General features: G+C 65.3%; 25 protein-coding genes. 10 read left to right on the top strand and 15 right to left on the bottom strand.

Annotation, left to right across the window (positions count from 1 at the left end):
• The first annotated feature begins 6 nt into the window (after window positions 1–6).
• Window positions 7–1536 (top strand): apoptosis inducing factor family protein, encoded by a 1530-nt coding sequence (locus tag AABM56_RS04110; protein WP_133862084.1) that lies wholly within the window; start codon window positions 7–9, stop codon window positions 1534–1536.
• 58 nt (window positions 1537–1594) lie between these two features.
• Here the strand turns inward: AABM56_RS04110 and AABM56_RS04105 are convergent, their stop codons facing one another.
• The 3 genes from AABM56_RS04105 to AABM56_RS04095 all read right to left on the bottom strand — a co-directional run bounded on the left by AABM56_RS04105 (window position 1595) and on the right by AABM56_RS04095 (window position 4237).
• A complete protein-coding gene (locus AABM56_RS04105) occupies window positions 1595–2476 on the bottom strand; it encodes a glycine betaine ABC transporter substrate-binding protein (RefSeq protein WP_133862085.1) in 882 nt (293 codons plus the stop codon).
• Window positions 2477–2561: 85 nt separating this feature from the next.
• Window positions 2562–3488, bottom strand: coding sequence for an electron transfer flavoprotein subunit alpha/FixB family protein (locus AABM56_RS04100; RefSeq protein WP_133862086.1), 927 nt, complete (start codon window positions 3486–3488; stop codon window positions 2562–2564).
• The gene (locus tag AABM56_RS04095) at window positions 3488–4237 is read right to left on the bottom strand and encodes an electron transfer flavoprotein subunit beta/FixA family protein (protein WP_133862087.1); all 750 of its coding nucleotides are present in this window, start codon (window positions 4235–4237) and stop codon (window positions 3488–3490) included. The genes AABM56_RS04100 and AABM56_RS04095 overlap by 1 nt, the downstream gene beginning before the upstream one ends.
• A gap of 177 nt (window positions 4238–4414) precedes the next feature.
• Here AABM56_RS04095 and AABM56_RS04090 point away from each other — a divergent pair, with 177 nt between their 5' ends.
• Window positions 4415–6451 carry an NADH:flavin oxidoreductase gene (locus AABM56_RS04090; RefSeq protein ID WP_133862088.1) on the top strand — a complete coding sequence of 679 codons (2037 nt, stop codon included), beginning with the start codon at window positions 4415–4417 and terminating at the stop codon, window positions 6449–6451.
• Between the two features lie 47 nt (window positions 6452–6498).
• Here the strand turns inward: AABM56_RS04090 and AABM56_RS04085 are convergent, their stop codons facing one another.
• On the bottom strand, window positions 6499–7215 hold the full coding sequence (locus AABM56_RS04085) for a TetR/AcrR family transcriptional regulator (protein WP_133862089.1): 717 nt from the start codon (window positions 7213–7215) through the stop codon (window positions 6499–6501).
• A gap of 143 nt (window positions 7216–7358) precedes the next feature.
• Here AABM56_RS04085 and AABM56_RS04080 point away from each other — a divergent pair, with 143 nt between their 5' ends.
• The 5 genes from AABM56_RS04080 to AABM56_RS04060 all read left to right on the top strand — a co-directional run bounded on the left by AABM56_RS04080 (window position 7359) and on the right by AABM56_RS04060 (window position 12167).
• On the top strand, window positions 7359–8282 hold the full coding sequence (locus AABM56_RS04080) for a LysR substrate-binding domain-containing protein (RefSeq protein WP_133862090.1): 924 nt from the start codon (window positions 7359–7361) through the stop codon (window positions 8280–8282).
• 125 nt (window positions 8283–8407) lie between these two features.
• Complete coding sequence (locus AABM56_RS04075) at window positions 8408–9664, top strand: aromatic ring-hydroxylating dioxygenase subunit alpha (protein ID WP_347883852.1); 1257 nt, start codon at window positions 8408–8410, stop codon at window positions 9662–9664.
• 9 nt (window positions 9665–9673) lie between these two features.
• Window positions 9674–10792, top strand: coding sequence for a hybrid-cluster NAD(P)-dependent oxidoreductase (locus AABM56_RS04070; RefSeq protein ID WP_133862092.1), 1119 nt, complete (start codon window positions 9674–9676; stop codon window positions 10790–10792).
• A gap of 252 nt (window positions 10793–11044) precedes the next feature.
• The gene (locus AABM56_RS04065) at window positions 11045–11536 is read left to right on the top strand and encodes a metallophosphoesterase family protein (protein ID WP_133862093.1); all 492 of its coding nucleotides are present in this window, start codon (window positions 11045–11047) and stop codon (window positions 11534–11536) included.
• A gap of 10 nt (window positions 11537–11546) precedes the next feature.
• Window positions 11547–12167, top strand: a complete 621-nt coding sequence (locus tag AABM56_RS04060; protein ID WP_133862094.1) for a flavin reductase family protein — start codon at window positions 11547–11549, stop codon at window positions 12165–12167.
• Between the two features lie 59 nt (window positions 12168–12226).
• On the opposite strand, the gene AABM56_RS04055 is transcribed toward AABM56_RS04060, so the two are convergent.
• The 7 genes from AABM56_RS04055 to AABM56_RS04025 form a co-directional block, all read right to left on the bottom strand.
• On the bottom strand, window positions 12227–13165 hold the full coding sequence (locus AABM56_RS04055; RefSeq protein ID WP_263259494.1) for a glutathione S-transferase family protein: 939 nt from the start codon (window positions 13163–13165) through the stop codon (window positions 12227–12229).
• Complete coding sequence (locus AABM56_RS04050) at window positions 13153–13473, bottom strand: GIY-YIG nuclease family protein (RefSeq protein ID WP_178083926.1); 321 nt, start codon at window positions 13471–13473, stop codon at window positions 13153–13155. Before AABM56_RS04050 ends, AABM56_RS04055 begins: the two co-directional genes overlap by 13 nt.
• A 2-nt stretch (window positions 13474–13475) precedes the next feature.
• Entirely contained in the window at window positions 13476–14168 is a 693-nt protein-coding gene (gene pcsA, locus AABM56_RS04045) for a phosphatidylcholine synthase (RefSeq protein WP_133862217.1), read from the bottom strand.
• A gap of 264 nt (window positions 14169–14432) precedes the next feature.
• Window positions 14433–15200, bottom strand: coding sequence for an amino acid ABC transporter ATP-binding protein (locus tag AABM56_RS04040; RefSeq protein ID WP_133862096.1), 768 nt, complete (start codon window positions 15198–15200; stop codon window positions 14433–14435).
• Between the two features lie 10 nt (window positions 15201–15210).
• The gene (locus AABM56_RS04035) at window positions 15211–16311 is read right to left on the bottom strand and encodes an amino acid ABC transporter permease (protein ID WP_133862097.1); all 1101 of its coding nucleotides are present in this window, start codon (window positions 16309–16311) and stop codon (window positions 15211–15213) included.
• A 9-nt stretch (window positions 16312–16320) separates the two neighbouring features.
• Window positions 16321–17508 carry an amino acid ABC transporter permease gene (locus AABM56_RS04030; protein ID WP_133862098.1) on the bottom strand — a complete coding sequence of 396 codons (1188 nt, stop codon included), beginning with the start codon at window positions 17506–17508 and terminating at the stop codon, window positions 16321–16323.
• 100 nt (window positions 17509–17608) lie between these two features.
• Window positions 17609–18637, bottom strand: coding sequence for an amino acid ABC transporter substrate-binding protein (locus AABM56_RS04025; protein WP_039976150.1), 1029 nt, complete (start codon window positions 18635–18637; stop codon window positions 17609–17611).
• 365 nt (window positions 18638–19002) lie between these two features.
• On the opposite strand from AABM56_RS04025, the gene AABM56_RS04020 reads away from it, so the two are divergent.
• The 3 genes from AABM56_RS04020 (at window position 19003) to rhlB (ending at window position 22416) form a co-directional block, all read left to right on the top strand.
• Entirely contained in the window at window positions 19003–19665 is a 663-nt protein-coding gene (locus AABM56_RS04020) for an alpha/beta fold hydrolase (RefSeq protein ID WP_347883851.1), read from the top strand.
• A 199-nt stretch (window positions 19666–19864) separates the two neighbouring features.
• A complete protein-coding gene (locus AABM56_RS04015; protein WP_133862099.1) occupies window positions 19865–20815 on the top strand; it encodes a GGDEF domain-containing protein in 951 nt (316 codons plus the stop codon).
• 95 nt (window positions 20816–20910) lie between these two features.
• On the top strand, window positions 20911–22416 hold the full coding sequence (gene rhlB / locus AABM56_RS04010; RefSeq protein WP_133862100.1) for an ATP-dependent RNA helicase RhlB: 1506 nt from the start codon (window positions 20911–20913) through the stop codon (window positions 22414–22416).
• A gap of 144 nt (window positions 22417–22560) precedes the next feature.
• Here the strand turns inward: rhlB and moaE are convergent, their stop codons facing one another.
• The 4 genes from moaE to AABM56_RS03990 form a co-directional block, all read right to left on the bottom strand.
• Window positions 22561–23016: a molybdopterin synthase catalytic subunit MoaE gene (moaE, locus tag AABM56_RS04005; RefSeq protein ID WP_133862101.1), complete on the bottom strand. Its 456-nt coding sequence runs from the start codon at window positions 23014–23016 to the stop codon at window positions 22561–22563.
• Window positions 23017–23018: 2 nt separating this feature from the next.
• Window positions 23019–23270, bottom strand: coding sequence for a MoaD/ThiS family protein (locus AABM56_RS04000; RefSeq protein WP_133862102.1), 252 nt, complete (start codon window positions 23268–23270; stop codon window positions 23019–23021).
• The gene (moaC, locus tag AABM56_RS03995; RefSeq protein ID WP_133862103.1) at window positions 23267–23746 is read right to left on the bottom strand and encodes a cyclic pyranopterin monophosphate synthase MoaC; all 480 of its coding nucleotides are present in this window, start codon (window positions 23744–23746) and stop codon (window positions 23267–23269) included. Before moaC ends, AABM56_RS04000 begins: the two co-directional genes overlap by 4 nt.
• Window positions 23747–23832: 86 nt before the next feature.
• On the bottom strand, window positions 23833–25224 hold the full coding sequence (locus tag AABM56_RS03990) for a PhoH family protein (protein WP_133862104.1): 1392 nt from the start codon (window positions 25222–25224) through the stop codon (window positions 23833–23835).
• Window positions 25225–25282 lie beyond the last annotated feature (58 nt).

The raw sequence follows: 25282 nt of genomic DNA, 5'->3' as shown, positions 1-25282 counted from the left end.
CCCACCATGAAAACCATGCACCCGGTCGCGCACCTTGCCGACCTGCGCGAAGACCGCGGTACCGCGGTCGAGATCGAAGGCACCGAAATCCTGCTGCTGCGCGTCGGTGACGAGGTACGCGCCTTCCAGGCGCAGTGCCCCCACGCCGGCGCGCCGCTGGCCGAGGGCGCAGTCTGCCAGGGCCGCCTGGTCTGTCCCTGGCACAAGGCGAGTTTCGCCGTCGACGATGGCCGCCTTTGCGAACCACCGGCGCTGGATGCCTTGCAACGCTATCCGGTGGACGTGCGCGACGGCGAGGTGCTGGTCGGGACCGAGCCCCTGCCCGCGCAGACGGCGGAGCCACAGTCCGACGATCGCCTGTTCCTCGTCGTCGGTGCGGGCGCCGCGGGCACCGCCGCAACGGCGGCCCTGCGCGAATTCGGCTTTGGCGGCCGCCTGCTGCTGATCGGCCGCGAACCGGGTGAGCCCTATGACCGGACCGCCCTGTCCAAATTCGTCCTCCAGGGCGACAAGGCCCCCGATGAAGCCCCACCGCTGCGCGAGGCCGACTTCTTCCGCCAGCAGCGCATCGAGCGTCTGCATGCGGAAGTGACGCGCCTGGATCCCCAGCTCCGCCAGCTGGAACTCGCCAACGGCCAGACCCTGAGCTACGACGGCTGCGTGCTCGCCACCGGTGGCGAACCCAGGCCCCTTGACGTGCCGGGTGCCGAGCTCAAGGGCGTCCACCTGCTGCGGACCCGCGCCGACGCGGCCGCCATCCTGGCCAATCTGCCTGAGGAAGGCCGCGTGGTGATCGTCGGCGCCAGCTTCATCGGTCTGGAAGCCGCCTCCGCCCTGCGCAAGCAGGGCCTGGCGGTAGACGTGGTTTCCCCCGTTTCCCTGCCCTTCGTCAAGCAGATGGGCGAGACCCTCGGCCAGCATTTCAAGACCCTGCACGAAGCCAATGGCGTGACCATCCATGCTCCCAACGAGGTGGTGGGCTTTACCGGCGGCGACCAGGTGCGCCAGGTCAGCCTCAAGGACGGCACCCACCTGCCCGCCGACCTGGTCCTGGTGGGTACCGGCATCGCCCCGGCGACCGCCTTCCTGGCCAATCTGCCCCTGGCGGACGACGGCAGCGTCCCGGTGGATACCCAGCTCCAGGCCGCCGCGGGCCTCTACGCCGTTGGCGATCTGGCCACCTTTCCCCATGCCGGCCAACCCGCCCGCATCGAACACTGGCGCCTGGCCCAGCAACACGGCCGCCTGGCGGCGCGCAATCTGCTCGGCCACGCCGAGAGCTACGCGGACGTGCCCTTCTTCTGGACCCTGCATCACGGCAAGCGCTACGAATACCTTGGTCATCCCCGCCAGTGGGACGACATGCACCTCGACGGCAGCCTGGGCGACCAGACCTTCGTCGCCCTGCTGCTGGCCGAAGACCGGGTGGTCGGCGTCGTGGCTTGCCAGCGGGAGCGCGCCACCGCGGTCCTGAGCCAGCTGATGCGCCAGCCACTGTCGCGCGCCCGCGCCCTGGACGTCCTGGCAACGTCCTGAGCGGGAACGACCCGGACGCACCTGCGGGACAGGTGCGATCCGGTCGGTCCGAGGCGCCTCAGTTCTTGGCGTTGAACATCTCGCTGAACAGCTGCTTGTGGGCCGCGTAGTAATCGGCCACGACCTTGTCGGCGGAACTGTCACGCGCCTGGAGCATCAGCTGCTGCAAGTCGCCGGCCGGCAAGTGGTAGTGGGCGATGAAGGTGGCGACCTGCGGGTACTCGGCCGGAAATTCCTTGCGCGCCATGGCATGGATCTGCTCCGCCGTGCCGAAGACCCCCTTGGGATCGTCGAGATAGCGCAGCTTCCACTTGGAAAACATCCAGTGCGGACTCCAGGCATTGATCACCGACCACTTGCCGCGCTTCAGATTGCGATCCATCTCGGTGAGCATGCCGACTTCGGACGACGCGACGATCTTGTAGCCCTTGAGCTGATAGACGTCGAAGGCCTTCTCGGTGAGCTTGTACTGGCCATTGCCAACTTCCGAGGAAAGGATCTTGCCGTCGAGCTTGGCCCGCACTTCCGGCTTCTTCAGGTCCTCGATACTGGAGAGTTCGCTCTGGGGAACGGACTCCGGCACCGCCATGCCCAGCTTGCCCTCGTAGAGCACGCCCAGATCGGTGAGCCTGTCCTTGTGCTTGTCGACGAACACCGCATGGGTGGTGGGCAACCAGACCATGGGAATGAGATCGATGCTGCCGTTGGCCATGGCCTGGAACTGGATGCCGATGTCGGCCTGCACCAGCTTCACCGGCAGCTTCAGCTGGTCTTCGATGGCGACCTGGGCGAGCTTCGCGGTGATTTCCGCGTCCGACCAGTTGACCCAGCCAATGCGGACCGGTCCCTGGGCGGCCTGGACCACCTGGCTGGCGATCGTCAGGCCCACCACAGCGACCAGACCCAGCGCCTTGCGCTTCATGTTCTGTGCAACATTCATCAGCTCTATCTCCGGCGTTTGTAGTGTTGTTGTTGCTGGCAGTCTCAAGGCGAAGAACGTGTTGTTGTTGAGTAGAAAGCGTCCGCTAGAGCGCCCGCTCCAGGTCCGGCAGGGCTTGGAAAAGATCGGCCACCAGGGTGTAGTCGGCCACCTGGGCGATGGGCGCCTCGGCATCCTGGTTGATGGCGACGATGATCTTGGAACCGCTCATGCCCGCCAGATGCTGGATGGCGCCGCTGATCCCCACGGCCACATAGAGATCGGGCGCGACATGCTTGCCGGTCTGGCCCACCTGCAGGTCGTTGCCGGCGAAGCCGGCATCCACCGCGGCGCGTGAGGCCCCCACGGCGCCGCCCAGCCGATCGGCCACCCGCTCCACCAGGGCGAAGTTCTCCCGGCTGCCCAGACCACGCCCGCCGGACACCACCACGCGGGCACTGCCCAGCTCGGGCCGTGCGCTGGTGCTGAGCACCTCGCTGACGACGCGGCTCGCAGCCGGTATCAACGCCTGTTCCAGGCGCACGATCGGGCAAGGCGGCTCGCCCTGCTCCGCCGGGGCGAAGGCGGACGCGCGAATTGTCAGGACCTGCACCTCATCGAGGGATTCGATCCGGGCGATCGCATTGCCGGCATAGATCGGCCGGCGGAACACCGTCGGGCTGTCAATGCCGATGACCTCGGCGATCATCCCCACATCCAGCAAGGCTGCCACCCGCGGCAGGACGCTACGCCCCTGGACGCTGGCCTCGGCCAACAACTGCCCGGGCTGCCGGCCCGCCAGCCCGGCGATCAGCTCGGCCTGACTTTCCGGGGCGCACGGCGCGGCGGTCTCGATCACCAGCACCCGGTCCACCCCGACCAGGGCCGCCGCCTGCTCCGCCGCCGCGGCAGCGCCTGGCCCGATCAACAGCAACTCGATGGGCTGCGCCAGCTCCCTGGCCGCCATGACAACGTTCGCCGTGCCAGTCTTGAGCTGGCCCTGATGCTGTTCGGCGAGGATCAAAGTAGCCATCAGAGCACTCCCGCACGCTGTTTGAGGTGACTCACCAGTTCATCGACGGACTGGACCCGGATGCCGGCTGAGCGCTGGCTTGGAGGCTGCACGCCCAGCAGGCGGGTATGCGTCTTGGTCGCGATGCCCAGCGCCGTGCCGTCAAGCACCTCCAGCGGCTTCTTCTTGGCCTTCATGATCGCGGGCAGCGAGGCATAGCGGGGCTCGTTGAGCCGCAGATCGCAGGTCACGACCGCGGGTGAGCGCAGCGCGACGGTCTGGCGCCCGCCATCGATCTCGCGCTCGACGATCCACTCACCCCCCGCATGGCTCAGCGCCGAGGCGCAGGTGGCCTGGGGCAGGCCGGCGAGTTGCGCCAGCATCTGGCCGGTCTGGCTGTTTTCCTGGTCGATGGCCTGCTTGCCGAACAGCACCAGGTCCGGACGCTCGCGCTCGACGACCCGGGCCAGCGCCTTGGCCACGTTCAGGGGCTCCAGGGGGCCCGGCAGCTCCACCAGCAGCGCTCGATCCGCCCCCAGGGCCAGGGCCACGCGCAATTGCTCCTGCGCGGCGCTGCCGCCGACCGTCACCACCACGACCTCCTGGGCGATGCCCCTCTCCTTGAGGCGGATGGCTTCCTCGACGGCGATTTCGCAGAAGGGATTCAAGGCCATCTTGACGCCTGCCAGCTCGACATCGGAACCGTCGGCCTTCACCCGCACCTTGATGTTCGGATCGATGGCGCGCTTCACCGCGACCAGCACTTTCATCGTCTCTCCTGGGGCCCCTGGGGCCGTGGCTACCACCTGAGATGGGCCAATCCTAGCCATGGCTCGGCGTCGTCGGCAAGAGAAATGTACACGATAGATTTATTTATTGACACCAATGTACATTCACCCCAGATTGAGTGAAAACACGCCTGATGTCGTCAGCCCGGAGAGCCCGAGATGTCCACCGATCCGCTCCTGCAGCCGTACCAGCTCAAGCACCTGACCCTGCGCAATCGCATCATCACCACGTCCCACGAGCCGGCCTATCCCGAGGACGGCATGCCCAAGGCGCTGTACCGCGCCTATCACGTCGAGCGCGCCAAGGCCGGGGTCGCCCTGACCATGACGGCCGGCTCGGCGGCCGTTTCCCGCGACAGCCCGCCGGTGTTCAACAACGTGCTGGCCTGGAAGGACGAGGTGGTGGGCTGGCTGCGGGACCTGACGGACGAATGCCATGAGCATGGCGCGGCGGTGATGATCCAGCTCACCCACCTGGGCCGCCGCACCCGCTGGGACAAGGCGGACTGGCTGCCGGTGGTGTCGCCCTCCCACGAGCGCGAGCCGGCGCACCGGGCCTTCCCCAAGCAGATCGAAGACTGGGATATCGAGCGCATCATCAAGGACTACGTCGACGCCGCCGAGCGCATGAAGTACGCCGGCCTCGACGGCCTGGAGCTGCAGGCCTACGGCCATCTGATGGATCAGTTCTGGTCGCCGCTGACCAATACCCTGGACGGCCCCTATGGCGGCTCGCTGGAAAACCGCATGCGCTTCACCTTCGAGATCCTGCGCGGCATTCGCCAGCGCTGCGGCGAGGACTTCCTGGTGGGCATTCGCTACACCGGCGACGAGACCCTCCCCGGCGGCATCGACGCCAACGACGGCATGACCATCTCCCGACTGCTCAAGGACAGCGGCCTGGTGGATTTCCTCAACGTGATCCGCGGCCATATCGAAACCGATGCCGGCCTGACCGACGTCATCCCGATCCAGGGCATGCGTAATTCGCCGCACCTGGATTTCGCCGGTGAAATCCGCTCGGCCACCGGCTTTCCGACCTTCCACGCCGCGAAGATTCCCGACGTCGCCACCGCGCGCCACGCCATCGCCTCGGGCAAGGTCGACATGATCGGCATGACCCGGGCGCACATGACCGATCCGCACATCGTGCGCAAGATCATCGAGAAGCGCGAAGAAGAGATCCGCCCCTGCGTCGGCGCCAACTATTGCCTGGATCGCATCTACCAGGGGGGCGCGGCCTATTGCATCCACAACGCCGCCACCGGCCGCGAGACCACCATGCCGCATGACATCCCCAGGGCGGCGCTGCCGCGCAAGGTGGTGATCATAGGTACCGGCCCGGCCGGCCTGGAAGCGGCGCGGGTAGCCGGGGAGCGCGGCCATCGCGTCAAGGTGTTCGAAGCCGCCGATCGCCCCGGCGGCCAGATCCGCCTGACCGCCCAGAGCGAACGGCGGCGCGAGATGCTCAGCATCATCGACTGGCGCATGGCCCAGTGCGAACGCCTGGGCGTCGAATTCGCCTTCAACACCTGGGCCGAGGCCGACACGGTGCTGGCCGAGGAACCCGACGTGGTGATCGTCGCCACCGGCGGCCTGCCCCACACCGAGATCCTCAGCCAGGGCAACGACCTCACCGTCTCGACCTGGGACATCATTTCCGGCGACGTCAAACCCGGTCGTCAGGTGCTGATCTTCGACGACGCCGGCGATCATGCTGCCCTGCAGGCCGCCGAGGTCATCGCCAGAAGCGGCGCCCAGGTGGAGATCGTCACCCCGGATCGGGCCTTTTCCGCGGAAGTCATGGCCATGAACCTGGTGCCCTACATGAGAACGCTGCAGGATCTCGACGTGACCTTCACGGTGACCTACCGCGTCGACCGGGTCGCGCGGCGCGAAGGTCGGCTGGTCGCCACCTTCAAGAGCGACTACGGCCCGGTGCACAAGGAACGCGTGGTCGATCAGGTGGTGGTGAACCACGGGACCGTGCCACTGGACGATCTCTATTTCGAGCTGCGGCCGCAGTCGAAGAACGACGGCGCCGTGGAGCACCAGGACCTGATCGCCGGCAAGCCGCAGAACCTCGTCACCAACCCGGCCGGGCGCTTCCAGCTGTTCCGTATCGGCGATGCCGTGGCCGCGCGCAACACCCATGCGGCGATCTACGATGCGCTGCGCCTGATGAAGGATCTGTAGCCCAGCGAGCCGCCCTGGTCGCCGGCCAGGGCTAGCTGCCTACAGACCTAGAGTTCGTCCGCTGCCGGCGCCGGACGGAAGGTCTCGCTGAGCGGCACGAAGACCCCGGGCTCGGCTTCGGCATAACCGAACTTGCCAAAGAAGCGGTCGAGTTCACGCTGGGTGGGGCGCTCACCGGTAAAGATGCTGGTGTAGTGCGGGATGCGCCGGAAGCGTTCGGTCAGCCCCTCGGCGGTCTTCATCGAGATATAGCCGATCTGCGTCAGGTACAGCGTCCGCGCCCGGGTGTCGGCGGCATCGGCGTCGTAGCCGAAGCGCTGGAACATGCTGGAAAGCGCCGCCATGCGCGTGCGATCGGCAAGGGCGATGGCCTCCGTCACTTCCGCGGATTGCAGCGCCCAGCTGCGTACCGCGAACTCGAACTGGGAGTCGAACAGCTCGGCGTTCAACCAGCACTCGAAGACATTGAGGATCGCCTCGGCAATGCTTTCCGCATAGCTCTCGCATTGCCGGATCAGATTGCCGGTGTTCTTGTCGCGCCAGCGATCGAGCAGCGCGGCCAGCAGCTGCTCCCGATCCTCGAAGAACCAGTAGAAGCTGGTACGCGACAGCTTCAACCGCTTGGCGAGCGGCATCACCTTGACGCCATCGATGCCGGATTCCTTCAGGGCCTCGTAGGCTGCCTCCAGCCAGCCATCGGCCGAGCCGCGCCAGCCACTGTCCGCGTCCTTTTCCTTGTCCCGCGCCTTGCTCTGTCGCGCCATCAACCGCTTATCCCGTGCAATACTGTCCAGCAACTGTACAGCACCGCGCTTTTCTCTGCGCACCCAGGTGGATTCCTGCTTCTCGACGGCGTCTGCCGTGACGAATCGGGACTGAAGGCATAGCCCGGCGAAGGCAGGCTCCCATGCAGCGCTCCGAATCCATGCGACGTTCCAAAGGCTATCGCCGGCTCATCCCGTCCATGAACGCCCTGCTGGTCTTCGAGGCTGCCGCTCGCCTTGGCAGCTTCACCCTGGCCGCCCAGGAACTCGGGGTGACTCAGGCCGCAGTCAGCAAGCAGATCCGCTTCCTCGAAGAACTGCTGGATACCCGCCTGTTCCACCGCCTGCACCGGGCCATCCAGCTCACCCCCGACGGCAGCGCGCTGTTTCTGGTCATGGGTGATTCCCTGCAGCGCATCGCGGCGACCTTCGACAAGATTCTCGACGGCCAGGCCGAGCAGGAAATCGTCCTGGCCTGTACCAGCGCCTTCTCCCATCTGCGGATCATGCCCCGCCTGCCGGCCTTGCAGGCACTGCTGCCCGATCTCCAGCTGCGCCTGGTCCCGCCGCTGCATCGCGAGGCCGATCTGGCCATCCGCTACGGCGATGGCAGCTGGGATGATGGCACGGCCACCCTGCTGTTCGACGAAGAGGTCTTTCCGGTCTGCGCACCCGAGTGGCTGGTGAGCCATGCCGCGCCACACTCCATCGCGGACCTCTACCAGAGTCCGCTGATCGACTCGGACGCCACGCTGGAAGGCTGGATGACCTGGAGCACCTGGTTCCGCGCCCTGGACCATACCCCACCACGGCTGCGCATCGGCCTGCGCTGTACCCACTATGCCGACACCATCCGGGCGGCGACCCAGGGCCTGGGGATCGCCCTGGGGTGGCAGCGTCTGGTCGCCCCACTGCTGGCGGACGGCCAACTGGTCCGGGTGACGGACTTCATCGTCAAGCCGCGCGATGCCTATTACCTGGTGGTGCCCCATGGTCGCCAGTCGGTGGTGGGCGAGCTGCTGCCGACCTGGCTGCGCGACGAGCCAGGCGCCTATGGACCGCTCTAGATCAAGGCTTTCATCGCATAACCCAGACTCATGCCAGCTTAACAATAAAGCGCGTTGACCCCTTCCAGGGGCGCTTCGATACTGCGGCCACCTACCCCCGGCCAACGTCTCCCCTGAGGTGCCCCATGGATAACGCCCCTGCCAAGAGCCATCGCGACCTGCTCGCCCAGCGCCAGCCGGGTCATGGTCTACCCGGCGAACTGTATGGCCGGCAAGACGTCTTCGCCACGGACCTCGAAATCTTCTACAACCGGCACTGGATCGTGGTCGGCGTGACCGCGGACATCCCCGAGCCGGGCGATGTCTCCACCCTCGACATCGGCAAGGCCTCCATCATCCTGGTGCGCGACGACGACGAGAACATCCGGGCCTTTCGCAACGTCTGCCGGCACCGGGGCGCGCGGCTCAGGGAGGCGGGCAAGTCCACCGTGGGCATGCTGGTCTGCCCCTATCACCAGTGGACCTACGACCTCGACGGCCAACTGAAGCATGCCGCGCACATGGGCCAGGACTTCGACGCCAGCTGTCGCAGCCTCCTGCCGGTAGCGCTACGGGTGGTGGGTGCCCATATCCTGGTCTGCCTGAGCGAAGACCCACCCCAGGACATCGCTACACTCGCGTCCGAGATGGCGTCCCGCTTCGCGCCCTACGCCCTGCAGCTCAGCAAGATCGCCCACGAGAGCGAGATCATCGAGAACGGCAACTGGAAGCTGGTGATCGAGAACAATCGCGAGTGCTATCACTGTGCTGCGGGCCATCCGGAATTGAACGCCTCCTTCCTGCCGGAAGACTTCGGCGTCTGCACCGACGGCATGAGTCCGGAATCGCTCCAGGCCCTGGCGGAGTATCAGGCGACGAATGCCGCGGCCCGGCAGGACTGGGAAGACCAGGGCCATCTCTGCGCCGCCGTGGAGCACCTGGAAGAAGACAGCGTCACCCAGTTCCGCTCGCAGCGCCTGGTCATCGCCAACCACGGCGAGTCCCAGACCCTGACCACCCGCGTGGCCTGCACCCGGCTGCTGGGCGACCTGCAGCGCCGCGACCTCGGCGATGTGCATTTCTGGACCCATAACTCCTGGACTCACGTGATGAGCGATCACGCCGTGGTCTCCTACCTCATCCCGCTCGGCCCGGACCAGACCCTGGTCAGGACCAAGTGGCTGGTCCATGCCGAGGCCGTGGAAGGCTTCGACTACGACCTCCAGACCCTGATCGCGGTCTGGCAGGCGACCAATCTGCAGGACGCCGGCCTCGTCGCCCTCACCCAGCGCGGCACCCAGGATCCCGCCTACGTGCCCGGCCCCTTCTCGACCTTCACCGAGACCTACGTCGAGCAATTCACCCGCTGGTACGCCGCCCGCCTCGCGGCCCACGGGATGTGAGGAATGACCATGACCGCGCTCACCCCCTTGGCCACCGCGCAAGGCAGCCGCCTCAACGACGCCCGGACTTGGTCGGCGTTCGGCGCGGCCTGGAACAGTGCCGAACAGAAGACCCTCGAATGCTGCGCCATTCGGGTCGAGACCGCCGACGTCAAGACCTTCGTCTTTCGCTGTCCCGACTTCGTGGCCCTTGCCTTCGAGCCGGGTCAGTTCATCACCCTGTCGCTGACCATCGACGGCCAGCGGCTGTCACGCTGCTACACCCTCTCCTCCACGCCGACCCGCCCCTTCAGCCTTGCCATCACCGTCAAGCGCGTACCCGGCGGGCCGGTGTCGAACTGGCTGCACGATCACCTGGAGATTGGCAGCCGGCTGCAGGCTTTCGGCCCGGCAGGCATCTTTACCCCAGTCGGACATCCGGTACGCGGGTTGCTCTATCTGTCCGCCGGCTCGGGGGTCACGCCACTGATGGCCATGACGCGCGCCGCCTTCGACCTGGGTAGCGATCCGGACATCGCCTTCGTCCACAGTGCCCGTACCCCCCGGGACATTATCTTCCGCGACGAACTGGCGCACCTGCAGGCCACACGACCTGGCCTCAGGGTCTTTGCCATCTGCGAGGCACCCGGCGCCGAAGCGGACTGGCAGGGCCCGCTCGGCCGTCTGGATCTGCCCCTGCTGGAGCGACTGGTGCCGGACTTCCGCGAACGCGAGGTGTTTATCTGTGGCCCCCAGGGCTACATGGACGCCGTCCAGCGCACCCTGCAGGAAGGCGGCTTCGATCTTGCCCACTCTCACCAGGAGAGCTTCACGATCGGCAGTCCGGCGGCCCCCGCCGAAACCGCGCCTACCGCGGTCGGCGAGGCCCTGTTCACCGTCACCCTGGCCCGCTCGGGCAAGGTGTTCAGCATGGCGGGCGACCAGACTGTGCTCAGCGCCGCCAGGCGCGCGGGCGCCATCGTGCCCTCCTCCTGCGGGCAAGGCCTCTGCGGTACCTGCAAGACGGCCCTGCTCGAAGGCCAAGTGGAGATGCGGCATGCCGGTGGCATTCGCCAGCGCGAGATCGACCGCGGGTTGCGACTGCTGTGCTGCAGCAGGCCCACGTCCAATCTGGTGCTCGACCTCTAGCGGCTTCGGTCCCGTGAAAGCGTCCTACCGGACGCTCTTCGACGAGGCGTCTCTGCCGCCAGCCTTTGCTCAGCCGGGCGCCACGGCGTGCTGAGCCTGGGTGAGGACAGCCGTTCCTCGATTCGCGCGGACCACCGCCCGGCGTTTCGCTTCCGCATAGAACTCCTGGGGGTCCGGACACCTCTCAACTGAAGCGTCAGCCCCGTGATCGATGGCGATCCCGCTAACGGCCTTGAGAGACACCGAGCCCCCATGAATGCCCTCCTAGCCACCGCACCTCGCCCCTATCGCGTCGGCCTGATCGCTGATACCCATGGCCTGCTTCGCCCCCAGGCGCTGGAAGCCCTGGCCGGCAGCGACTTCATCCTGCACGCCGGAGACATCGGCAAGCCCGACATCCTCGACGCCTTGCGCGAGCTGGCGCCGCTGGCGGTGGTCCGCGGCAACAACGACGATCTGCCCTGGGCCGACGACATCCCGGAGCGCGTCACCCTGACCCTGGCCGACGTCGACATCCATATGCTGCACATCCTGCCCGAGCTGGACCTGGCGGCAGCCGGCGCCAAGGTGCGGGTTGTGGTCAGCGGCCATTCACACAAGCCGCTGATCGAAGAGCGTGCTGGCGTACTCTACATAAATCCCGGCAGCGCTGGCCCGCGGCGCTTCCGCCTGCCGATCAGCGTCGGCCGCCTGACCCTGGACGCCGGCCAGCTCCAGGCCGAGATCCTGGAACTCACCCCCTGAAGGAATCCCGATGAGCATCGATTACCACTTCTACGAACCCAGCCAGGGCCACGGCCTGCCCCATGACCCCTTCAACGCCATCATCGCGCCCCGTCCCATCGGCTGGATCTCCTCCCATAGCGAAAGCGGCGTTCTCAACCTGGCGCCCTACAGCTTCTTCAATGCCTTCAACTACAAGCCCCCGCTGATCGGCTTTTCCAGCCAGGGCTACAAGGACAGCGTGGCCAATATCGAGCGCACCGGCGAGTTCGTCTGGAACCTGGCCACCCGTGAACTGGCCGAGGAGATGAACACCAGCAGCGCCATGGTCGGGCCCGAAGTGGACGAATTCGCCCTGGCTGGCCTCGAGCCCGCGCCCTCCAGTGTCGTCAAGGTGCCGCGTGTCGCCCGGGCCCAGGTGGCCTTCGAGTGCAAGCTGAGCCAGGTCGTCCGCCTCAAGACCGCCGCCGGACATGAACTGGATCAGTGGCTGGTGCTGGGCGAGGTAGTCGCCGCCCATATCGACAAGCGCCTGCTCAAGGATGGCATTTACCAGACCGCGGCCGCCCGCCCCATCGTGCGCGGCGGTGGCCCGGCCGACTATTTCGAGATCACCGAGGCCGCGCTGTTCCGCATGCGTCGCCCCGACTGAGCGGTCGGCCCTGGAATGCAAAACGGCGCCCCAGGGCGCCGTTTTGCATTCCAGGCTTCCTAGCCCGCAGCGCTGACGCGAAAATTCAGTCGCGGGAAATGCACCTGGAGCGCCCCCAGTTGCGCGTCGTGGCGACGGATCACCAGGGCTTCGCTGTCGGCATGCACCAGCTCGCCCACCACGGGATCCACCCCATAGTCGGTCGCCGCCACACTCACCCGGTCACCCCAGGCGAAACCTTCCACGGCAACGGCCTGGTCGCGCGGCAAGGCCAGCGGTTCCGCGGCCCTGGCGATCTCCAGCGCCTCGGCGGCGCCGAGTTCCTCATGGGTGCCATGACCGAACCCCAGCACCCGGGCGAACCAGGCGGCGATCTCGGGTCGCTCGTCGACCAGAGGCGCCAGTTGTGGTGTGCTCTTGAGAAACCAGAAGTTGTGCGCCAGGGCGATGTCGGCCAGCGAAGGCGCGCCAAAGAGGAATTCGCCAGCGCTGCGCTTGAGCTGGGTTTCCAGCCGGGTCAGCAGGGTCGGCAGCTGTTGCCGGGCCTGCTCGGGTGTCAGACGACTCAAGCTGCCACCACCGAACAGCGCCTTGCGGTCATCCATGAAGGCCTGGGCCTGCTCCGGCGGCAGACTGGCCAGGCGCGGCCCCATGATCTCCGGCTGGAACATCAGCGCCACCGCATGCTGGAACAGTACCGAATCCGCCCAGCCGGCAAAGGCCGCCACGACCGCTTCCTGACCTTCCGGAAACAGCGCCGGCACCGCCTTTTCCGCCTCCAGCCGGCGGGCGATCAGCGCCGTGTCGCAATAGACATCGGCCCCCACCTGCAGCACCGGGGTCTTGCGATAGCCGCCGGTGAGCGCCACCAGCTCGGGCTTGGGCAGCATCCGCGGAATGATCACCGAACGCCAGGCCAGCCCCTTGAAACCCAGCAGCAGGCGCGCCTTCTCGGCGAAGGGCGATTGCCAATAGTGATGCAGAATCAGCTCGGACATGACAGCACTCCTGAATCAGCCACGGGCAAGGTGCCGGACAGGGCCAGCACCAGGGCTTCCTTGGCTCGTTTGGGTAGCTTCTTGATCTGGATTTCGCGGCGCAGGGCGGCCGACTTGTCTCCGCAGGCTTCCACATAGACCAGCGCCTGGGCCGGGCTGGAAGCGAAGAAGCGGGCACCGCGGCCACTGCGGTGCTGGGCGAAACGGCGCTCGGGATCATCGCTGATGCCGCAATAGAGCGCCTGATTCTCGGCGCGCACCAGGTAGACATACCAGGTGCGCGCGGGTGGCAGGGGGTCGTCGCTCACCGTCAGGCGAACCACTCCCGGGCGGTACGCCAGACGCACACGCCGACGAAGTAGATGCCACTGGCGAACCAGAGGACCATCAGCCACAGCGGCTTGTCGGGATGCACGAACACCATCATGGCGCTGCTCAGCAGCCAGATGGACGTCACGGCGATGTTCAAGGCCATCAGCTGGCGCACGCGGAAGGGATGCAGGAACTTGACCCGGGTCAGGGTCAGGGCGGCCAGCACCAGTACCACCGCCATGCTGAACCAGGGCGCCAGGTCGAGCACGTAGAAATACAGCGCCACCACGTTCCAGGCTGCGGGAAAGCCGACGAAATAGTTGTCCGCGCTCTTCATGTTCACATTGCAGAAACAGAACAGCGACGACAATAGGATGATGCCCACCGCTACCAGCTCGAAGTGCGGCGGCAAGGGAACGAAGCGATAGATGAAGATCGCCGGAATGAACACATAGGTCAGGTAGTCGACCACTAGGTCCAGCGCGGAGCCGTCGAAATGGGGCAGGACCCGCTTGACTTCGAACTTGCGCGCCAGGGTACCGTCGAGCCCGTCGACGAGCAGGGCGATGCCGAGCCACATCAGGCAACCCTTGGGTTGACCGTCGACCAGAGCGAGCAGCGCCAGAAGCGCGAGGATCACACCACTGGAGGTCACCGCATGGGCGCCCCAGGCCTTGGCTTTTGTCAGCATGAGCGGATGGGAAATGGAGTTCACGGGCGTCTCTCTATGATGACGGCTTCGACTGCCCAGCGCACCACCCGTTCTGGCGATACGCTACGAAATCGACAACGAAGCCGGTGAACGGCAAGGCGGGCCTTGACCGCCGACCCCGGAAACCGGGCGCCAAACATCGAGGATACCGCGCCTTGCCGTCCTTTGCCCGCCTTCCCGCCGAACGCCCGTGACTGGGTTCGCAGGACGACCGGGGCGGAGCAGGTCCGCCCCGGCCGCTTCCTAGTGCAGGATCTGCCCGAGGAACAGCCGCGTGCGCTCGTTCTGCGGGTTGTCGAAGAACTGGTCCGGCGCGGCCTGTTCGACGATTTCGCCCTTGTCCATGAAGATCACCCGGTTGGCCACGGTGCGGGCGAAGCCCATCTCATGGGTCACGCAGAGCATGGTCATGCCGTCCTGGGCCAGGCCGATCATGGTGTCCAGCACCTCCTTCACCATCTCCGGATCAAGCGCCGAGGTCGGCTCATCGAACAGCATGATGCGCGGCTGCATGCACAGCGCCCGGGCGATGGCCACGCGCTGCTGCTGGCCACCGGACAGCTGGCCCGGAAACTTGTTGGCCTGCTCGGGAATGCGCACCCGCTGCAGGTAGTGCATGGCGATCTCTTCGGCCTGCTTCTTCGGCAGCTTGCGCACCCACATGGGCGCCAGGGTGCAGTTCTGCAGCACGGTCAGGTGCGGGAAGAGGTTGAAGTGCTGGAACACCATGCCGACTTCGCTGCGAATGGTCTCGATCTGCTTGAGATCGTTGGTCAGCTCGGTACCGTCGACGATGATCTGGCCCTTCTGGTGCTCTTCCAGGCGATTGATGCAGCGGATGGTGGTGGACTTGCCCGAGCCGGACGGTCCGCACAGCACGATGCGCTCGCCCTGGGTGACGGTCAGGTTGATGTCCTTGAGCACGTGGAACTGGCCGTACCACTTGTTCACGTCCTTGAGCTGGATCATGACCTTGCTGCTGTCGGCCGGCTGCTTGTTGCTTACATTCATCTGTTGACTCCTAACGCTTGTGGCCGGTGTTCAGCTTGCGCTCCAGACGGGCGGAGTAGCTGGACATGGCGAAACAGAAAATCCAGAAGACCAGGGCGGCGAACACATAGCCTTCGGTGGACAGGCCAGGCCAGGCCGGGTCGGAGGTAGCGCGCTTGATGCTGTTGAGCAGGTCGAACAGGCCGATGATGACCACCAGACTCGAATCCTTGAACAGCGCGATGAAGGTGTTGACGATGCCCGGGATCACCAGCTTCAGCGCCTGCGGCAGGATCACCAGGCCGGTGGTCCGCCAGTAGCCCAGGCCCATGGCGGCGGCGGCTTCGTACTGCCCCTTGGGAATGGCCTGCATGCCACCCCGCACCACCTCGGCGATATAGGCCGCCTCGAAGACGATCACCATGACGATGGCGCGCAGCAGCTTGTCCAGGTTCATGCCATCGGGCAGGAACAATGGCAGCATCACCGAGGACAGGAACAGCACCGTGATCAGCGGGATGCCACGCCAGAACTCGATCATGGTCACGCAGATGACCTTGATCGCCGGCAGTTTGGAACGCCGCCCCAGGGCCAGCAGGATACCCAGCGGCAAGGCGCCGACGATCCCCACCGCGGCGATCACCACGGTCAGCATCAGGCCGCCCCACTCGCTGCTGGGCACTACGCGCAGACCGAAGCCGCCATACAGCAGCCAGAAGGCCACCAGCGGATAGATCACCAGCAGCGCCAGGCCGTAACGGGCCTTGTGCTTGAAGCTGTCGAGGAACAGCGGAATGGCGCCGACCACGGCGATCACCACCGTCAGATCCACGCGCCAGCGCTGATCACCGGGGTAGAAGCCGTACATGAACTGGCCGAAGCGCTCCTTGATGAACACCCAGCAGGCGCCGCCCGGTACGCAGTCGGCACGGGTGCTGCCGCTCCAGGTGGCGTTGATGAAGGCCCAGTTCACCACCGGCGGCACGATCAGCCAGACGAGGTAGAGACCGAACAGCGTCAGGATGGTATTGCCGACACTGGAAAACAGGTTGCCACGGATCCAGGCCAGGGCACCGACGCTGGAGGACGGTGGCGGCAGGTCCGGTTTGAAGGTATGGGTCTGATTACTCATACGCGCTCCTTAACGCTCGATCAGCGCGATGCGCTTGTTGTACCAGTTCATCAGGATGCTGATGCTGATGCTGATGGCCAGGTACACGCTCATGGTGATGGCCATGGTTTCGATGGCCTGACCGGTCTGGTTCAGAACGGTGCCGGCGAACAGCGCCACCATCTCCGGATAGCCCACCGCGGCGCCCAGCGAAGAGTTCTTCATCAGGTTCAGATACTGGTTGGTCAGCGGGGGAATGATGACCCGCAGGGCCTGGGGGATGATCACCAGCCGCAGGGTCAGACCCGGACGCAGACCCAGGGAGCTGGCCGCTTCGGTCTGGCCATGGCTGACCGCCTGGATGCCGCCCCGCACCGTCTCGCCGATGAAGGCCGCGGTGTAGACCGACAGGGCCAGTGCCAGGGATACCAGTTCGGGGATGATCACCCAGCCGCCGCGCAGGTTGAAGCCCTGCAGTTCCGGCACCTCCCAGTGCAACGGCTTGCCGAAGACCAGGGTCGCCAGCAGCGGGATGCCGATCAGCAGTGCCAATACCGCCCAGAGCACCGGGAAGCGCTGACCGGTGGCGTGCCTGCGCTTGCGCGCCCAGCGCACCACCACCACGCTGGCGACGATGGCGATCAGCAGCGCGATCAGACCAGGCACGAAGCCGGCATCGGCGATCGGCGCCGGCATGTAGAGGCCGCGGTTGTTGACGAACAGCGCGCCACCCAGGCTCAGGCTCTGACGCGGGCCCGGCAGGGGCGCGAGCACGGCGAAATAGAAGAAGAAGATCAGCAGCAGCGGCGGAATGTTGCGGAAGGTCTCGATGTAGACCGTGGCGACCTTGCGCAGCAGCCAGTTGTTCGACAGGCGTGCCACACCCACGCTGAAGCCGATGATGGTCGCCAGGATGATGCCGATCACCGACACCAGCAGGGTGTTGAGCAGCCCGACCAGGAAGACCCGCCCGTAGGTGTCGCCTTCGCTGTAGGGAATCAGGTGCTGGGGAATGCCGAAGCCGGCGGTATTGTTCAGGAAGCCGAAGCCGGAAGTGATACCCCGGTTGGCGAGATTGGCCTGGGTGTTGCTGAACAGGAACCAGCCGAAGGCCACCACGGCGACCACGGCCACGATCTGGAACAGCCAGGAGCGTGCCTGCGGATCGGTGAGCAGAGACCCACGGACCGGCGAGGACGGTTTGCTAACGTTTTGCATCTACTAGAAGCCTCATTAAATTCTCGCCCCACAGCGCGGGGAGCGCTGCAGGGCGAGAATCTGCACATCCGGAAGGTGGTCGGCGACTAAGGCGCCGAGATCAACGGACCGGCGGGGCGTACTGCAGACCGCCTGCATTCCACAGGGCGTTGAGGCCACGCTTGATCTTCAGATCGCTGCCCATGCCGACGTTGCGCTCGAAGACTTCGCCGTAGTTGCCGACCTGCTTGACGATCTTCACCGCCCAGTCTTTCGGCAGCTTCAGATCCTTGCCGAATTCGCCATCGGCACCCAGCAGACGACGCACGTCAGGATTCTTGGAATCCTTGGCCTGGGCTTCCACGTTGGCGGAGGTCAGACCCAGTTCCTCGGCATTGACCATGGCGAACAGAGACCACTTGACCACGGTCAGCCAGTCTTCGTCGCCACGACGGACGGCCGGCGCCAGAGGCTCCTTGGAGATCACCTCGGGCAGCACGACGTAGTCGTCCGGGCTGGCCAGCTTGTTGCGCTGGGCGTACAGCTGGGACTGGTCGGAGGTCAGCACGTCGCAACGACCGGCTTCCATGGACTTGGCGCTTTCGTCCGAGGTGCTGTAGGTGATGGGGGTGAACTTCATGCCATTGGACCGGAAGTAGTCGGCCAGGTTGAGTTCGGTAGTGGTACCGGCCTGGATGCACACGGTGGCGCCGTCCAGTTCCTTGGCGCTCTTCACGCCCAGTTTCTTGTTCACCAGGAAGCCCTGGCCGTCGTAGTAGGTGACGCCGGCGAAGATCAGGCCCATGCCGCCATCGCGGGAGCTGGTCCAGGTGGTGTTGCGCGACAGCACGTCGATCTCGCCGGATTGCAGCGCGGTGAAGCGCTCCTTGGCGGTCAGGGGGGTGAAGCGAACCTTGGTGGAGTCACCGAAGACCGCAGCGGCCACGGCGCGGCAGACGTCGACGTCGATGCCCTTGTAGTCACCCTTGGAATCGGTGTAGGAGAAGCCCGGCAGGCCATCGCTGACGCCGCATTGCACGAAACCTTTGTTCTTCACCGCATCCAGGGTAGCGCCTGCGTGAGCCATGCCGGACAGGCCAAGAGCAGCAGCGGTGGTCAGAATTGCCAGGGTAGACTTCACCATCTTCATCGATAAGCTCCACTTTGTTTATGAATTACGTTCCAGTCGCACGGCAGCACGATGTCTCTCGCCTGATTGCCGTGGAACCCGCCCACCCGATCCCTGGGCGTCCTTCATCAAGGGAAGAAGGAGACGCACTGGAAGGCATGACGAAGCAGTGAGTCAGTGTTACCTGTTAGTGCACTACCTGGCCGCACCCTAAATGAGGCAATTTGCGGACCAGTGAATGCGACAGATGCTCACTTCGCTCAAACCCGGCAATCGCGAGACTTCGAGCAAAAAGCCGAGCAACTAAATTACGAAAATGCGACACGCATTTTGTGCACCATCTGTTACCACACCCATTTTTAGTGGCACCAAACTGGAGCAAAGCCTTGAAAAATTCGCCTCTTGTGCTGGAATCGCCCAGCGGAACCGCCGATAGCTGCGTCATTTGGTTGCATGGCCTGGGGGCTACCCAGCATGACTTCGAACCCGTTGCCGAATTGTTGCAGCGCACCCTGAATTCCACCCGTTTCGTCCTGCCCCAGGCACCGACCCAGGCGGTCACCATCAATGGCGGCTGGGCCATGCCGTCCTGGTACGACATCCTCGCCATGAATCCGGCCCGGGCCATCGACCGCCCCCAACTGGAAGAATCGGCCGCCACGGTACGGGCCCTTATCGAGGCCCAGCAGGCCCAGGGCATTCCCGCCGAACGCATCGTGCTGGCCGGTTTCTCCCAGGGTGGTGCCGTGGTATTGCATACCGCCTACAACACCTCCTGCCCCACCCTGGGTGGGGTCATGGCGCTGTCGACCTACGCGCCCAGCTTTGAAGACGCCCAAGTCAATCGCGGTGGCGCGACCCCGGCGCTGTGCCTGCATGGCGACCAGGACGATGTGGTTCCCCTGACCCTCGGGCGTGCGGCCTACGAGGCGCTGGTGGCCGCGGGCGTGGAAGCGCTCTGGCACAGTTACCCCATGCGCCACGAGGTGATTCCGGCGGAAATCCAGGATATCCAGGACTGGCTGCTGGCACGCCTCGGCGGAAAATAAAGCGCGAATCAGCGGGCCGCTTCGTTTTTGGAAACCGGTCGACAATTTGCGGAATCTGGGGGCGAATGGAGGCCTGGAAAGGGCAAAGCGAACGAACTTTGGGGTACCCATCCGGTCCAGTAGGGGTGCCTGAAGGTCGTGATGTGCATGGAGCAGCTATGGCCCGAGTTTTCCTTTCAGCCCCTGGGGTGTTCCTTTGATGGCCGCCCCCTTGTCGGCCTGGCTGGCCGAAGTCCCGGTCGCTTCCCTGAAGGACCTGCGCCTGTTCAAGGGCGTGGAGACCCATCTGCTTGAAGCCCTGATCGCCCGCTCGGCCACCCGCAGCCTGGTCGCCGGTGAGTGTCTGCTCTCGCCCGCCGTGATCAACCAGTACATGTACCTCGTGCTGGAAGGTCGCCTGCGGGTCCACCTGGGTTCGCCGGAAAATCCGCCCATCTATCTGCTGGGTCCGGGTGAGTGCTCGGGCGAAATCAGCTTCATGGACAGCGAGCGGCCCAGCGCCCACGTCATCGCCGAAGCCGATACCCTGGTGCTCTGCCTGCATCGCGATCTGGTGCTGGAGCTGATCGAACGCTCCTCCAAGGCCATGCACAACCTGCTCGGCATCCTCTGCGAACGGATGCGCCGCGGCAATCAGCTCATCGTCGACACCGAACGCAATGCCAACGTCGATACCCTGACCGGTCTCTTCAACCGTCGGCGCCTCGAGCAGCTGTTCGAGCGCGAAAGCACCCGTTGTGCCTTCAACCGGCAGCCGCTGAGCCTGCTGATGCTGGATGTCGATCACTTCAAGCGCTACAACGATACCCATGGCCACCTGGCGGGCGACTATGCCCTGTGCCTGGTCGCCAACACCCTGCGCGACCAGCTGCGGCCCAAGGACAGCATGGCGCGCTATGGTGGTGAAGAGTTCGTCATCCTGCTGCCGGAAATCGATCGCGACGAAGCGATCGCCATCGCCGAGCGCCTGCGCCAGAGCCTGGCGGAGATCAAGGACTTCTATTCGCCCTGCGGCAGGCTGCCGGGGGTTACCGTCTCCATCGGCCTGGCGCAGATGCGCAAGGCCGACTCCCTGGATGAACTGGTCGGGCGTGCGGACAAGTCGCTCTACCAGGCCAAGGATGCCGGGCGCAATCGGATCAGTGGCTGACCGGATTGCGCCCGCGTTCGGCAGGTAGTTGTTGCCGGGCACGTAGGTTGCTTTACACTGCGGTCTCATTCCGCTTTCGATGATCGAGACCCTCCGTGCTCAAGGCACTCAAAAAATTTCTGGGCAAGGATCAGGAGGTCGCGCAGCCGACTCCCTCCCCTGCGCCCCAAGCTACCCCCAGCGCCGCTCCTGAAGCCCCCTCCTCCCCTGCATCCAGCGTGCCCGAGCCTCAGGCCGAGCGTGCGCCACGCAAGCCGCGCAATCCCGGCGAAGCCCGCAGCCAGGAGCCTCGGGCCCCGGCCGAAACACAGGACCCTCGTGCCCAGGTGGAGAAATCCGCCAAGCCGCGCCGCGAGCGCAGCCCGCGCAAACCCAAGCCGGTCGACACCTGGAAACTGGAAGACTTCGCGGTCGAACCGCAGGAAGGCAAGACGCGCTTCCATGACTTCAAGCTGGATCCGCGGCTGATGCACGGCATCCATGACCTTGGCTTTCCCTACTGCACGCCGATCCAGGCGGAAGTACTGGGCTTCACCCTCAAGGGCAAGGACGCCATTGGCCGTGCCCAGACCGGCACCGGCAAGACCGCCGCCTTCCTGATCTCGACGATCACCCAGCTGCTGACCACGCCGCCGCCCAAGGAAAGATACATGGGCGAGCCGCGGGCGCTGATCATCGCGCCGACCCGCGAGCTGGTGGTGCAGATCGCCAACGACGCCCTGGACCTGGCCAAGTACACCGGGCTCAACGTCATGAGCTTTGTCGGCGGCATGGACTTCGACAAGCAGCTCAAGCAGCTTGAAGCGCGCTACTGCGACATTCTGGTCGCCACCCCGGGCCGTCTGCTGGACTTCAACCAGCGCGGCGAGGTGCACCTGGACATGGTCGAGGTCATGGTGCTGGACGAGGCCGACCGCATGCTGGACATGGGCTTCATCCCCCAGGTTCGCCAGATCATTCGCCAGACCCCGCCCAAGAGCGAACGCCAGACCCTGCTGTTCTCCGCCACCTTCACCGACGACGTGATGAATCTGGCGCGGCAGTGGACCACCGATCCGGCCATCGTCGAGATCGAGCCGGAAAACGTGGCCAGCGACACCGTCGAGCAGCACGTCTATGCCGTGTCCTCCAGCGACAAGTACCGCCTGCTCTACAACCTGGTCGCCCAGAACAACTGGGAGCGGGTGATGGTGTTCGCCAACCGGCGTGACGAGGTGCGCCGCATCGAGGAGCGCCTGACCAAGGACGGCATCAGCGCCGCCCAGATGTCCGGCGATGTGCCTCAACACAAGCGCATCAAGACCCTGGAAGGCTTCCGTGCCGGCAAGATCCGCGTGCTGGTAGCCACCGACGTGGCCGGCCGCGGCATCCACGTCGACGGCATCAGCCACGTGATCAACTTCACCCTGCCGGAAGACCCGGACGACTACGTGCACCGCATCGGCCGTACCGGTCGTGCCGGCGCCACCGGTACTTCCATCAGCTTTGCCGGCGAGGACGACTCCTTCGCCCTGCCGCCCATCGAAGCCCTGCTGGGCCGCAAGATCGGTTGCGAGATGCCGCCAGCCGAGTTGCTCAAGCCGGTGCCGCGGCAGCGTTGAGGCCAGCTCCACTGCCGCAGGGTTGTCCGCCGGTCTCTCAAGCACAGCCGGCCCCTCTGCAGGGTGGATGACGGCGCAGCCTTATCCACCTGAAACGTTGCGTGCCAGGTGGAAAACGCTGACGCGGTTTTCCACCCTGCTTCGTTACCCCTTCGCCCAACGCCCCGCGGCATCCTGGTCGCTGGCGCGACCTTCCACCCAGCGCGGTCCCTCGGAGGTGTCTTCCTTCTTCCAGAAGGGGGCGCGGGTTTTGAGATAGTCCATCACGAAATTGCAGGCCTCGAAGGCCGCCTGGCGATGGGCGCTGGCGGTGCCGACGAAGACGATGGGCTCGCCTGGCTCCAGGCGGCCGATGCGATGCAGGATATCGACCCTGAGCAGCGGCCAGCGCTGGTTCGCCTCTTCGACGATGCGCGCCAGAGCCTTTTCGGTCATGCCGGGAAAGTGTTCGAGAAACAACCCGCCGACGTCCCGGCCGTCGTTGAAGTCCCGCACGTAACCCACGAAACCCACCACGGCACCGATGCCGGTGTTGGCGGCATGCAGGGCATTGAGTTCCTGTCCGGGATCGAAGGCGTCGGCCTGCACACGGATAGTCATGCTCAACCTCCGGTCACGGTCGGAAAGAAGGCGACCTCGTCACCCTCGCGCAACGGCTCGGCCAGCCCGCAGAGCTCTTCGTTGCGCGCGCACATCAGACCACGCTCCCCCAGGGTCTCGGCCCAGATCCCGCCGCGCTGGACCAGGTGTTCACGCAGGTCGCCAACGGTGGCCAGGTCAGGCTCCCAGGCCAGGCTGTCCTCGGCAAGGCCCAGCACTTCACGATAGCGGGCGAAGAATTGCACGCGGATCATGCCGGCTGCTCCTCGGCGCGGAAGTGGCCACTCTTGCCACCGTTCTTTTCCAGCAGCCGCACCGCCTCGATGGTCATGCCGCGATCGACCGCCTTGCACATGTCGTAAAGCGTCAGGGCCGCGACACTGGCCGCGGTCAGGGCCTCCATCTCCACGCCGGTCTGACCGGACAGCTTGCAGGTGGCGGTGATCCGCACCCCGTCGGGTGCTTCAGCGACCAGCTGGACCTTGACGCCGGTCAGCATCAGCGGATGGCAGAGCGGGATGAGGTCGGCGGTCTTCTTGGCTGCCTGGATGCCGGCGATACGCGCCACGGCGAAGACGTCGCCCTTGGGATGGCCGCCACTCTGGATCAGGTCGAGGGTTTCCGGACGCATGCGCACCCGGGCTTCGGCGGTGGCCTCACGGAAGGTCACCTGCTTGTCGGTGACATCGACCATGTTGGCACGGCCTTGGGAATCGAGATGGGTCAGCACGGCATGACTCCTGGAAAGGACCTGCCATTGTAGACCCGTGGCTGGGGATTTGATCCCCGCCCGTGACCGGACGGGGATCAGCCACGTTACAGATGGGCCTCGGCGTATTCGGCGAGGATGGAACGGGGCACGCCCTGCAGGGTGATGTGCACCCCGTGGCTGAAGCCCTTGAAGCGCTCGGACAGGTAGGTGAGGCCGGAGCTGGTGGCCGAGAGATAGGGCGTATCGATCTGCGCCAGGTTACCCAGGCAGATCACCTTGGAGCCGCTGCCGGCACGGGTGATGATGGTCTTCATCTGGTGCGGGGTAAGGTTCTGGCATTCGTCGATGAGGATCAGACTCTGCTGGAAACTGCGGCCGCGGATGTAGTTCAGCGACTTGAACTGCAGCGGTACCTTGCTGAGGATATAGTCCACGCTGCCATGGGGGTTGTGGTCATCCATGTGCAGGGCTTCGAGGTTGTCGGTGATGGCGCCCAGCCAGGGCTCCATCTTCTCGGCCTCGGTCCCGGGCAGGAAGCCGATGTCCTCGTCCAGACCCTGGACGCTGCGGGTGGCGATGATCCGCCGGTATCTCTTGGTGACCATGGTCTGCTCGATGGCCGCGGCCAGCGCCAGGATGGTCTTGCCCGAGCCTGCCGCGCCGGTCAGGTTGACCAGATGAATGTCAGGCTCCAGCAGGGCGAACAGCGCCAGTGCCTGGTAGATGTCCCGCGGCTTCAGCCCCCAGGCTTCCTGGTGCATCAGGGGTTCCTGATGCATGTCGAGCAGGATGACCTCGCCGTCGCGCACCGCCTTGACCCAGCCGACGAAGCCCTGCTCGTCGAGCACGAAGTCATTGACGTTGAAGGGTGGCATCTCGGCCGACAGCTGCACCCGATGCCAGACGCGACCCAGCTCCTGCCGGCTTTCCACCTTGCTCACGTTGTCCCAGAAGGACCCGGGCAGATTGTGATAACCCTGGGACAGCAGGGAGACGTCGTCGAGCAACTGGTCGGTCTGGTAATCCTCGGCGGCGATGCCGCAGCCACGCGCCTTGAGGCGCATGTTGATGTCCTTGGTCACCAGCACGACCCGCTCCTGGGGATGCTGGGTGCGCAATTCGACGAGCTGATTGATGATGCGGTTGTCGTTGATGTCGTCGGGCAGACAGGCCATGGGCCCGGCGCGGCGGCCCATGAGAATGGACAGTCGCCCCTTGGCCTCGCCCTTGCCGCGGGGAATGGGTACGCCCCGCTCGACGTCCTCGGGCGAGGATTCGGCGAGCACGCTGTCGATCAGGCGGATCGCCTGCCGGCACTCGGCGGCAACGTTGTGCTTGCCGGTCTTGAGCTTGTCGAGTTCCTCCAGGACCGTCATGGGAATGGCAACGTGGTGCTCCTCGAAATTGAGCAGCGCGTTCGGGTCGTGGATCAGTACGTTGGTGTCGAGCACATAGAGGGTGGGCTGGGTGGGGCGGGAACGTCCGTGATCATCCATACTCGGTCACCTCGTAGAAACGCTTGACTCGCAAGCCTGTCGACGGAGCGCCAGACGA

This window comes from Pseudomonas aestiva (assembly GCF_039908605.1).
Lineage (GTDB): Bacteria > Pseudomonadota > Gammaproteobacteria > Pseudomonadales > Pseudomonadaceae > Chryseomonas > Chryseomonas aestiva.
This window is presented reverse-complemented; position numbering and strand designations above follow the sequence as displayed.